Raw genomic sequence first — 11035 nt, 5'->3', positions numbered from 1 at the left:
GCCGCGTCGGGTTCGGCGCCGTATAGGTGCACAGCTTGCGGATCAGCGTGCCCTGCGTCATTTCCTTCAGGCCCAGTGTGGCGACGATTCGGTCGATGTTCGCCTTCTCACCGACGATGAGTTGCCGGTCGATCTGGCCAGCCGGCCGGATCAGGCATTTCTCGTACAATGCCAGATCATCGGCGCAATACAGCTCCTGCAACTGGTCGTCGAGGTCGGTGAAGCGCGGCTCGAAACGAAGTCCGAACCAGTGCAGGATGGCGAAGTTGGCCTTGTTGATGCTGTGCATGTCGCCGGTGATCGCGCTCGGCACGATGTCCGACGTGTTGCGGTACCAGATGTCGAACACGTGGTGAGCCTCGTACTCGTGTGCGCCTATCAGGTAGCCGTTCAACGGCACGTGATTGCACAGCAGCGTGTAGGCGACGACGCCCTTGCCGCGGCCGAAATATTTGCGCGAGTAGCGCGCCTTCACAGTTGGTCGCTCGACGCCGAATTTCTGCCCATCAACGGCACCGTACAACGAATCGAGGTCGAACGAGTAATGCGGGAAGATCGGCAGTGCGGCGATGGCGTTGCTGATGCAATCGTTGGCCACATGTAGCGTCGCCTGGCGCAGGTACTGCTGGTAGGTACTCTCCAGGACGTGGTACGGGATGTCGCTGGTACGTGCCATAACCTGGTTGCCGTGGTTCATGGCTTGGGCAATGATCACCGCCATCAGACTGTCGGCGTCGGCTACCTTCTTCGCATAGCGTGGCTGCAATGGTGTCAGCGCCGACAGGAACTGGCACTGGCCGTTGACGAAGCGAAACACGTCGGCGACATCGCAGTATGGCAGTTGCTCGTAGAGAGCTTGCTCGCGCGCCTTCTGGTTCTCCCCCTTGGGCTTGCGCCAGGTCAGTCTCTGCGTGTCCTTGTCGTATTCCAGGTGCGTCAGCTTGCCCTGTTTCAGCTCGCGATTGAACGCCACCCATTGCGCACGCAACTCGGCCGCCAGTGCATCGAGCTGGGCACTGACCGGCTGCCGCAGGAAGGGGATGTCCATCTGCGCGAGCACGGCGGCTTTCTCGTCCATCGAAACCAACTCGTCGGACAAATGCCGGTGCTGCAAGCTGTCGTCAATGTAGAGCTCGCCCGCCTGGAAGCGTTTCCTGACCTGACGGTAAAGCCAGAATTCGTAACGATCGGCATGCAGGCCTGTCGGCGTGCCTTCGGCATCGAACATCAGCAGGTACGGACGCAAGCGTTTCGGCAGCGTTGCCGCCGGACATTCGTCGAGTGGCCGTTGTGATAGGCGCTGCTGCTTGGCGAACACGCTCTTGGCCCAAGTCAGCGCCGCGAGCCATGGGTTATCGGGGGCCGTGCCGGCGAAGTCGAGCGCGACGTACAGCGGCCGTAGATGGCGTCGAATGCGTTCGGCCAGGCCGTCCACCGCCTGCCAGTGCAGCGCCAGTTTGTTCAGTGGCTTGACGCTCATGCGCTGCGCCGTGTTTTGCAGCAATTCCCTGGACATGATTTTGTAGGCGCGTTGGCGCACCTCGCCGAACGGCGTCGGATCGGCCACGCTGTCGTCCACGTACAGCGACAGCAGGCGGCCAACCTGCGGCGTTTCCTGATGGCGTCGCAGCTGTTCGGCGACAAAGGACTGTTTCGCACCCGTGCGGCTCTCGTCCTCAAGTTTTTTCATGTGGAAGGCCATCGCGTCGACCAGGTTGTCGGTGAGCTGCCGGTAACGTACCCAGGCATAGCACAGCAGGTAGAGCCGGGTCTGCTCCGCCTTCAGGTGGCGCAGGTCATGGACGGTATAGAAGTTCGCCAGGCTCGCGTAGTACAGCAGGTTCTGCTGCGAGATGCCGAGCTTGGGCAGCAGCGCCTTGGCGATCCCGTGCAAGGACTTCAGCGTGGCGCGCTTCTCGCGCTCCCCTGCCATCTGACGCCAGCCGAAATCTTTAGCGTCCTGCTTGAGCGCTGCCAGTTGAGACAGGGTGTCGTCACGCACCAGGAGCTGGCCCAGCGCAGCTTTGGCCGATTCGTCCAACACTTCTGCCAGCAAGCCGCCCAAGCGCCTGCGTTCGGTGGACAGGGCTTCACTGACCAGCTCTTGTAAGGTGGTGTGGCCGGGCCGGATGATTTTGTGCTCGCTGAGCCAAACGATCAGTTCGGCGGCCACGAATCCTGGCATTACGTCGCGCCGCACGATCTGTTCAGCCTGCTGTGCCAGTTGCGGCAGGAAGCTAGCCGCCCACGACCGGTAGCCGAACAGTTCGGCGATCTGACCCCTCTGGCTGTAGTGCTCATGCTTGGTGATCGCCTTGCGTTCGAACGCTTCGCCGTGGAAATAGCGACTCAGCACGAAGGCGCAATCGTCCTCGACCTCATGCCAATCGAAGCGGAAGAAAGCATGCTTGGCCTTGAAGTAGCCGATCTGCAAGACGCAATAGACTTGGGCCTGCAGGCTAGGCCGGCTGCTGGCGAACGCCAGTTCAGATTCGGTCAACGCCAGGTATTCCAGCCGCTGAGCATCGTCGAAGTCCGGTAGGCCGTACAAGGCTTCCTGCTCTGCGTCAGAAAAGACGGTGAGTAGCTTATTCTTGTTGCTCATCGACCGTCCTTCCCGCACCACGCCAACCTGCTCGCGTCAATGTTTCGATCAACGTAGTGCGCTTGACATTGAAGTTGCGGCACACCGCCGCCTTAGACATGCCGCCATCGAGCGCGGCGACGATGGCGTCCAGCTTCTCACCAGTGATCGCCTGCGGCCGGCCGCCGATCCGGCCGCGTTTGCGTGCGGCGGCCAAGCCCGCGACGACGCGCTCCTGAATCAAGGCGCGCTCGTACTGCGCGAGCGCACCGAACACCTGGAACAGGAATTCGCCCGAGGGCGTCGTAGTGTCCAGGTTCTCTGTCAGCGAGCGGAACGCCACCCGCTTGTCCTTGAGCGAAGTCACAATGGCGAGCAGGTGCGACAGCGAGCGACCGAGCCGGTCGAGTTTCCACACCACCAGCACATCGCCGGCTCGAACGAACTCAAGCGCCCGCGCCAAGCCGGCACGGTCATCCTTCGCGCCAGAGGCACGATCCTCAAACAGGTGACGCGGATCGACGCCGGCGGCGAGCAGCGCGTCGCGCTGCAAGTCCGTGCTCTGGCGGTCGGAGTCCGACGACACGCGCATGTAGCCAACCAACATAGGCGGATAACCATCAAAAACAGGTTTCCGCATAATAGTGAATAGCGATAGAGTTTTCCGTACATTTTTGAGGGGGTGTTGCACAGGTAGCACAGCGGCGGCTGACAGCCTGTCGCAAAACAAATGTTTTACGACACCTCCTTGAGGTTGCCGCGTTTACATCATTACCTGAACAGGTATAAAATTCCGTCATGACAAACAAAGAAAAACCGCTCGAATGGATCGCGAGCAGCCACAAGGATTTGATGGCGTTGCCGTCCGACGTGCGTCGCCGTTTCGGTTACGCGCTCTCGTTGGCGCAGATAGGCGATCAGGATGACGCAGCAAAGGTGCTCAAGGGGTTCGGTGGTGCCGGCGTGCTGGAGGTCGTCGAAGACGATGCCGGCGGCACCTATCGAGCGGTATACACGGTCAAGTTTGCGGAAGCGGTGTTCGTCCTGCACTGCTTCCAGAAGAAGAGCAAGAGCGGAATCGCCACGCCAAAGGCCGACATGGACATCATCCGCGCTCGGCTGAAGGTGGCCGAGGTATTGGCACAGGAGCTACGAAATGCAAAAACGAATCATTGAAGGCGTCGAGGTTCAGCGCAGCTCGGGCAACGTCTTTGCCGACCTTGGACTGCCTGACGCTGAAAAGCTCAAGATCAAGACCGGCCTGGTGGTCGAGATCAGGAGGGCCATGCGCGCCCTTGGGCTGACTCAACAAGCGGCGGCCAAACGCATGGGCATCCCGCAACCGAAGGTGTCGGGCATGATGCGCGGCGACTTCACCAATCTATCCGAACGCAAGCTGATGGATTGTCTGAATCGCCTCGGCTACGACATCGAAATCAAGGTACGGCCAGCAGCCGAGCCGATCGGGCATCTAACGCTCGCAACCGCTTAATCGGAGCCCTCCTGATGGCAGCCCGCATCACCGACGACGAATGGGACGAACTGACTCCCGAGAATTTCGATACCACGGCACTGCTGCGTGCAGTCGATGCCGTGGACGTGCTGCGCGGCGATTTGAATGACAGCGCAGACGGCGCACCTCCGCAACTGCGCACCGACCTGTTGAAGCTGCATCAACTGGCAATGGCCGCGTTCAACGAGGGATCACGCAGCCGAGTGGCTGAGCTATTTGATCTCGCCGTGGATCTTCAGGATCAGGTTGATCATCTGATGACCTCGCTGGAACAAGTGCAAGAAACCCTGTCCCGGTTGACGGCGCTCTACCCAGAAAGCCTGTCCTGAATGTTCTTGGAGACAACCACATCATGAGCCGCAGCCGCCGCAAAACGCCCATCGTTGGGCACACGACCTGCCGTAGCGAGCGCGAGGACAAGAAACTCTGGCATCAGCGCTGGCGAACTCACGAGCGCACCGCGCTGGCCAGCGCGTCGCCGGAAGCTCTATGCGCCCATCTGCCTCTACTGGAAAACCAGGTCAGCAACGTCTGGTCGATGGGTAAGGATGGCCGCTCCTACTGGCCCATCAAGCGCCAGGCCGCCACGGCGGATCGCATTGCCAACCACAAGGGACGCAATCCGCAAGAGCGCGCCTCCCTGAAAAAGCGTCTGCTGCGCAAGTGGATGAGCAAATGAACCTGTCCACCGGCTATCGCTTGGGCGCGAATCGCTGAAGAAGCAGAACTCCCAGCCGGCTACGAGGGCACGGCGACGCCAGAGGCGCATCGGGCCTGCGAGGTGATCCAGGAGCGGATTCGAGAGCACGTCGTCGCCACCAATGACATGCGGCTGTTCGGCCTGCTGCACCTGCTTGGGCAGGCGTCGCTGCGCATGGAGCAAGCGCTGTGGCCGGAAGAATATGCGCGGATGACCCGCGAGGTCGAGGAAGCTCTCCGAGAGGCCGACGACCCCAACGCCAAGTCGTACACCCACGAAGAAGTCATGCGGGCGATGCAGGAACTCATCGACCAAGCGCGAGACAAGCCATGTTGATCGGCTGACGGAAATTTCTGGGTTTCCGGCTTACAACCCCTGTTTCTCCCAGGAAACAGGCGCGAGAGGTCACTGGGGCTCTATCAGGCGCTTGAAAGCCTCTGAGCCTGTCCCGTCCTCTCCCAGTACTGCCAATCGCTCAGCAGGACGGGTCAAAAATCCATCAAGCAATGCCAGCAGGGCCGCGTGCTTTTCAGTGGATTGAGTCTGTTGATGTAAAACCGCAGCACCTACCAAAACCTTGACCCGATCATCTGCCTTTTTGGCTGTGGCTCGTTGTCGCGCCTCTGCCTGCTGAATCTTGGCTGTGAGTTGGTCACGCTTTCGTTTCAGATCGTCTAAATCGGCCATTCGTTTGCTGCCTCTTGAGGTGTTTGTTTCTATCATTCTACGCTAGAGTATTGGCGTGCACAGTTCCACCCTGAAAGAAGAGAAGGGCGCACTTACGCAAACTACGTTTGCAGGCGGTCGGCAAGCCGACAAATCAAAAACAGAGCAAGGCAAACCGTGGCCCTTTATTCCGCTTCCGTAAAACCCGTCAGCCGTAGCAGTGGCCGTTCCGCTACTGCCGCTGCCGCGTATCGGAATGCTGAACGGATTACGGATGAACGCACCGGCGAAATCCACGACTACACCCGCCGTTCCGGCGTGGATCATGTCGAGGCTTTTGCCCCGCACGGCCATGCCGTGCAGGGCAGTGCCGAACTGTGGAACAAGGCCGAGGCCGCCGAGGTTCGAAAGAACGCCCGAGTGGCCCGCGAAGTGCTGGTTGCGCTGCCGCACGAACTTGACCAGGTGCAACGCCGTGAGCTGGCCAAGTCGATTGCCCAGGACCTGGCCGATCGCTACGGCACTGCGGGCACGTTGGCCGTCCACCATCCCGATCAGGAGGGCGACAACCGGAATCATCACGTTCATATCCTCATGACGACCCGCCGCCTTGATGCGTCCGGCCAGTTGGGCGAGAAGACCCGCGAACTGGACGATGTGAAGCGCGGCCCGGAAGAGGTGGAATGGATACGGGCCATGATCGAGGCCCAGACCAACCGCTCGCTAGAGCGCGCCGGGGCAGAGGGCCGAGTGGATCGGCGCTCGCTGATCGAGCAGCGCGCCGCAGCGCTCAATGCCGGCGATATGGATCGAGCAGCCCAGCTGGATCGGCCGGCGACGATTCACGAAGGCCCGAAGGTCACGCAGATCCGGCGCGAATCGGCCCGGGCTGGCCGTGCGCCGTTAGGCGCGCTGGACCGAGCCGCGGCGAATGATCAGAGCCGCCAATTGGTGGTAGATCGTGCCGAATTGGGGGCGGTATCGGCGCAGATCATCGACTTTGAAAAAGCCCGTGCCCTGCGCGATGCCCGCGAAAAAGTGGCCGGTACCGCCGCCGATGGCATGGCCGCTTTCAAGGCCCGCTTCCAGCAAAACCAAGACTTCAACGCCCGTGTCGATGCGGAGCGCGAGCGCATGGCCAACGAGTTGCACAGAGTTGCCCAGGAGCGCGCAGCACTCGAACGGCAAGAGAAGGCCAGAGCGGCCTTGAAACAGATCGAAAATGACCAGTTGAGCCGCAATGACGGGCCATCCAAAGGCCGTAGCGGCCCTGATTTTGGGATGTAAGGGGGATAAATGAGCGTGAGTGAACAGGAGCTGTTTGGCTTGATGGCCGTGGCCCAAGAGCAGCAGCAAGCCGCGACATTGGTCCTGAAACGGTTGGAGGCTCAGCAGGCCGAGCTGACCCAAACCATCGCGAAAGCGCGCAGCGCCGTGGATGAGATGAACAAAGCTGGTCATGCCTCGGCGCTCATCATCGAGAAATCTACGCGAATTGCGGTCGAGAAGGCCGTTCAGACCGCGCTGGAGAGCGTCCAGCAGCAAACTCGTTCAGCTCTTGGGGATTCAGTAAATCCGGCTGTAAAAGCCTTACAGGGCGTTACAGCGCGTGCTGAACAGGCGGAAGAGAACCTTCATCAAGCGTCCAGCTCGCTTAGCTGGAAATGGACTGCAATTTGCGCCGCCATGGGCTGCGCAATGCTGGCGACTGTCGTGGGGTTGTCGATGCTTCTGGTGCCCTCTCCTAACGAAATCGCTGATCTGCGGGCCAATGTTGCCGCGCTGGAAGCGAGAGGGGGCAAGGTACAACTCACTCAGTGCGGCCCGGACAATAGGCTCTGCGCCAAAATCAACGTCAAAGCCAACAAAAGCACCGGAGGGTGGGGAGCTGAGGGACAATTCATGATTCTGCAAGGCTACTAACCCTGCGAATGATGGCCAATGCGTTTGGGGGAGCCTTCCACCTGCTGTAGACTTCGCCTGCAATCTTTCTTTGAGCAGCAGGAAAAATCGAATGACTGTGCTCCAAACGATCTTCTGGCAGCCTACGCCGCCTTAGCGCTACGCCCCCCTCGCTTTACCTCGCTCTGCTCGTTCGCGCGCAGCGGCGCACCGCTGTCTGCCCGGTTCTAACGCCTAAAGCACGCAGCAACTCAATCCTGACAATTTGAATTCGCATCGCTCTGCTTGCCGCTTATGCGGCGTGCCGTGCTGTGCATTGCTTTGGATATTCTGATGCTTCAATCACTCAAGCAAACCTGGTTCTCCAACATCCGTGGAGACGTGCTGGCCGGTATCGTCGTGGCTCTTGCCCTGATACCAGAGGCCATCGCGTTTTCGATCATCGCAGGGGTTGATCCAAAAGTTGGCCTCTACGCTTCGTTCTGTATCTGCGCGGTCATTGCTTTTGTCGGCGGCCGCCCAGGCATGATTTCCGCCGCCACGGGGGCAATGGCCCTCCTAATGGTCACCTTGGTGAAGGACCATGGGCTCCAATATTTGTTGGCCGCAACACTCCTATGTGGGGTGTTACAGATACTGGCGGGCTTCCTCAAACTGGGTTCGCTCATGCGCTTCGTGTCACGTTCGGTTGTGACAGGGTTTGTGAATGCGTTGGCCATATTGATTTTCATGGCCCAGCTTCCCGAACTCACTAATGTGACGTGGCATGTATATGCGTTGACGGCGGCGGGCCTGGGGATCATCTATCTGTTCCCCTACGTGCCGAAGGTCGGAAAAATCATCCCTTCGCCCTTGGTCTGCATCCTGGTACTGACGGCAATTGCCATCTATTTGAACCTGGACGTGCGCACTGTTGGAGATATGGGGCAATTGCCGGACACCCTGCCCATTTTTCTCTGGCCAGAAGTGCCGCTGAATTTTGAAACCCTGCGAATTATCTTCCCGTATTCGGCAGCGCTGGCAGTGGTAGGACTTCTCGAATCGATGATGACGGCCACTATCGTGGACGATTTCACCGATACCACCAGCGATAAAAACCGCGAATGCAAAGGCCAAGGGGTGGCAAACATCGCTTCGGGCTTGCTGGGCGGCATGGCCGGATGCGCGATGATTGGTCAGTCGATAATCAACGTGAAATCGGGTGGTCGGACCCGGCTGTCGACTCTTTGCGCGGGCCTTCTGTTGCTGGTTATGGTGGTCTTTTTGGGTGACTGGTTGTCACGTATTCCAATGGCCGCGCTCGTTGCGGTGATGATTATGGTGTCCATTGGGACCTTCAATTGGGCTTCTTTCCGTAACCTGAAGGAATACCCGCTCTCCACCAATATCGTGATGATTGTCACGGTGGTGGTAGTGGTTGCGACCCATAACCTGGCCTTTGGTGTGTTGGCAGGCGTACTGCTCGCAGCGATGTTTTTTGCCAACAAAATTGGCCACTACATGGACATCGAATCAACTCTCGATGCAGAAGTTGGCCACCGCTATTACAGGGTGACAGGGCAGGTTTTTTTCAGCTCGGCTGAAAAATTCACCTCATCTTTTAACTTCAAAGAGGCCCTAAAAACCGTCACGATTGACCTCAGCAAAGCCCACTTTTGGGACATTACTGCGGTGGCAGCTCTGGACAAAGTGGTTATCAAATTCCGCAAGGAAGGGGCCATGGTCAATGTATTGGGCATGAATGAAGCCAGTACGACCATCGTTGATCGCTTTGGCGTGCATGACAAACCTGACGCTATTGACCGACTGATGGACCACTAAGGACTGGTAAATCCTGCTCCAGCTGGCCCGTCCAGTCCGGAGCAGAGATCCTGCTGGTCAGCTCAATGTCATCAGCGCTGAGCATGTCGGACAGGTCAATCAGTGCGTCCAGCTCGTTTTCTAGGGCAACAATTTTCGTGGCGTCGGGGGCCGCTGCGGATTGTTCCTGGTCAAGCAAGTGATCCAGCTCGCCGATCCGTATCAACAGGCGGCTGCGGGCCACGTCATAGTTAGCCCATTTGGCTGTGTCACTCATTTCCCTCTACCTCTGCGGCTGTCGCCACTGTGACGGCTGGCTTGGTGGAAGATCCCTGAGAGCCTTTTCTACGGTACTCGGTGATGAACTTTACCCGGTCGCCCTTAAAAAAAAGTGCCGGATTGACCCAGAAGGTAGAGGGAGAGCGGGGGGCTAGAAACTGCTTAGCCAGAAGCTCTTTGAGGCCCCTTTGGAATGTTTTTTCGCTCATATCCACGGACCGACCAGACAGGCCATCGTTGAACCACGCGAGCTCAATGCTTTCGGCAAATCCCTGCCGCATGGGGGCTCGTTCGTATTCCTGCAGAACCAACTGAAACACCCGCGATGCGGTACGGCCAAGGTCGAATGCAGCGGCAACACCAGCGGCAAATACCTTCACGAAAGAGGCGTCATCACGCTCGTCTACGGTGTAGATAGCGGCTGTCTGGCGGACTTCTCCTGTGCGCGTGCTAACCAGCTCTTCCGATGTACCTGTCTTCACATACCGCTTCTTCACTGTCACCTCAGTAGGTTCCAGAAGAGGGTTCGCCAAAGGGCTGTATTCAAGCTTGCGGAGGTTGATCGTCACAGACATATCGGAGGCCATTTTTGTCCTTTGGAAAGACACACGCTATGCCATCAAAAGACAAAAAACAATATATTTCTGTCCGGTAATGTCCTGAGTTTGTCTCGGGAGGTCCTGAGTTTGTCTCGGGTTTTCCCGTGGCATATGGTCGAAACAGGTGTTTGCTTCTCACTCTGTTACTACGCGTTTGATCTGGCCCTTGATCTGGGCCTTTGATCTTGCTTCCAGAGCTCAGACAAACAGGCTGTGTAGCTAGCTCAAGGTGGGCACCAGTGCAGTGACCGCGAAGCGGGCGCTGTGCTGGGGGACGCCCAACAAGCGAAGCGCGTTAGGACGGTCGTTCAGGCACCGCGATCTTAGTTGAGATCAGCGGCCTTCCAGTCGCTGTGCGCCGTCCAAATCCGCGCAAGGATGTAGGTCCGAGTGCGGCTGCTTCGCTCCTTCACGCCGCGCCTTCGGCCTGCGCGCTACGCTTGCGGGTAATCAGGGATGGGGTTGGCCAGCACCGTGTTTGGGGTTGTACGCCGGAATCCCAGAAATTTCCGTCAGCCCAGCTCCAGTCCCGCCACGAGCGCATCCAGGTCGATGAACTTGCCGTCAGTCTGGAAGGTGTAATGCCCGTTCAGCAGGATGTGCCGCCAGGCCGCTGGCGACATCTGCGTGATCAACGCCAGCGCCTTGGCATTGCCAGCTGCCTCGTACTTCGTCAGCAGCAGGGACAGGATCGCCGAGTTGTAGAAGATGATCGCGTTGCCGATCAGCCTGGCGCACTGGTTGCTGATCTCGATTTCGATGTCGGTGCGGCCGGTCAATTCCTTCTTCCCACCGACTTGGGCGATGGTCGAGCGTAGCTGGTGATAGGACTCAATGCGGTTCTGCGAGCGGTGAACATTACGCTCCAGTTGCGGGTCGCGCAGGTAGCGCAGTGTGTAGATACTGCGGATGAGCTTGTCGAACTCGAAGATTGCGCGCCGCGTCGGGTTCGGCGCCGTATAGGTGCACAGCTTGCGGATCAGCGTGCCCTG

Annotated in this window: 14 protein-coding genes; 8 read left to right on the top strand and 6 right to left on the bottom strand. The window is 58.7% G+C overall.

The annotated features are described in order from the left end of the window. A partial coding sequence (locus tag ACW9H9_RS27525; RefSeq protein ID WP_457346506.1) for a Tn3 family transposase occupies nt 1-2605 on the bottom strand: 2605 nt, incomplete at its 3' end. Next, on the bottom strand, nt 2589-3191 hold the full coding sequence (locus ACW9H9_RS27520; RefSeq protein WP_010465829.1) for a recombinase family protein: 603 nt from the start codon (nt 3189-3191) through the stop codon (nt 2589-2591). The genes ACW9H9_RS27520 and ACW9H9_RS27525, both read right to left, overlap by 17 nt. A 191-nt stretch (nt 3192-3382) precedes the next feature. Between ACW9H9_RS27520 and ACW9H9_RS27515 the strand changes: the two genes are divergently transcribed. The 5 genes from ACW9H9_RS27515 (at nt 3383) to ACW9H9_RS27495 (ending at nt 5133) form a co-directional block, all read left to right on the top strand. Next, entirely contained in the window at nt 3383-3760 is a 378-nt protein-coding gene (locus ACW9H9_RS27515; RefSeq protein WP_003151133.1) for a type II toxin-antitoxin system RelE/ParE family toxin, read from the top strand. Then, nucleotides 3741-4076: a helix-turn-helix domain-containing protein gene (locus ACW9H9_RS27510; RefSeq protein ID WP_001172026.1), complete on the top strand. Its 336-nt coding sequence runs from the start codon at nt 3741-3743 to the stop codon at nt 4074-4076. Before ACW9H9_RS27515 ends, ACW9H9_RS27510 begins: the two co-directional genes overlap by 20 nt. 14 nt (nt 4077-4090) lie before the next feature. After that, a complete protein-coding gene (locus tag ACW9H9_RS27505; protein ID WP_000741275.1) occupies nt 4091-4426 on the top strand; it encodes a hypothetical protein in 336 nt (111 codons plus the stop codon). A gap of 23 nt (nt 4427-4449) precedes the next feature. Next, complete coding sequence (locus tag ACW9H9_RS27500) at nt 4450-4776, top strand: hypothetical protein (RefSeq protein ID WP_000091614.1); 327 nt, start codon at nt 4450-4452, stop codon at nt 4774-4776. 102 nt (nt 4777-4878) lie between these two features. Beyond that, complete coding sequence (locus ACW9H9_RS27495; protein WP_425312399.1) at nt 4879-5133, top strand: hypothetical protein; 255 nt, start codon at nt 4879-4881, stop codon at nt 5131-5133. A 69-nt stretch (nt 5134-5202) separates the two neighbouring features. On the opposite strand, the gene ACW9H9_RS27490 is transcribed toward ACW9H9_RS27495, so the two are convergent. Further along, nucleotides 5203-5484 carry a hypothetical protein gene (locus ACW9H9_RS27490; RefSeq protein WP_457346505.1) on the bottom strand — a complete coding sequence of 94 codons (282 nt, stop codon included), beginning with the start codon at nt 5482-5484 and terminating at the stop codon, nt 5203-5205. 156 nt (nt 5485-5640) lie between these two features. On the opposite strand from ACW9H9_RS27490, the gene mobQ reads away from it, so the two are divergent. The 3 genes from mobQ (at nt 5641) to ACW9H9_RS27475 (ending at nt 9186) form a co-directional block, all read left to right on the top strand. After that, the gene (mobQ, locus tag ACW9H9_RS27485) at nt 5641-6750 is read left to right on the top strand and encodes a MobQ family relaxase (RefSeq protein WP_457346504.1); all 1110 of its coding nucleotides are present in this window, start codon (nt 5641-5643) and stop codon (nt 6748-6750) included. 9 nt (nt 6751-6759) lie between these two features. After that, on the top strand, nt 6760-7386 hold the full coding sequence (locus ACW9H9_RS27480) for a hypothetical protein (RefSeq protein ID WP_457346503.1): 627 nt from the start codon (nt 6760-6762) through the stop codon (nt 7384-7386). A gap of 312 nt (nt 7387-7698) precedes the next feature. Continuing rightward, nucleotides 7699-9186, top strand: coding sequence for a SulP family inorganic anion transporter (locus ACW9H9_RS27475; RefSeq protein WP_457346502.1), 1488 nt, complete (start codon nt 7699-7701; stop codon nt 9184-9186). On the opposite strand, the gene ACW9H9_RS27470 is transcribed toward ACW9H9_RS27475, so the two are convergent. From ACW9H9_RS27470 to ACW9H9_RS27460, 3 genes are all read right to left on the bottom strand, one after another. Then, on the bottom strand, nt 9161-9442 hold the full coding sequence (locus tag ACW9H9_RS27470; RefSeq protein WP_457346501.1) for a hypothetical protein: 282 nt from the start codon (nt 9440-9442) through the stop codon (nt 9161-9163). The two genes, ACW9H9_RS27475 and ACW9H9_RS27470, sit on opposite strands and share 26 nt — an antisense overlap. Then, nucleotides 9435-10031: a replication/maintenance protein RepL gene (locus ACW9H9_RS27465; RefSeq protein WP_457346500.1), complete on the bottom strand. Its 597-nt coding sequence runs from the start codon at nt 10029-10031 to the stop codon at nt 9435-9437. The genes ACW9H9_RS27470 and ACW9H9_RS27465 overlap by 8 nt, the downstream gene beginning before the upstream one ends. A 524-nt stretch (nt 10032-10555) precedes the next feature. Continuing rightward, the coding region (locus tag ACW9H9_RS27460) for a Tn3 family transposase (protein WP_457346499.1) at nt 10556-11035 on the bottom strand (480 nt) is incomplete at its 5' end.

It is taken from the genome of Pseudomonas sp. SDO5215_S409, assembly GCF_054071325.1.
The sequence above is the reverse complement of the archived record's forward strand: the minus strand, read 5'-3'. Positions and strand labels throughout refer to the sequence as shown.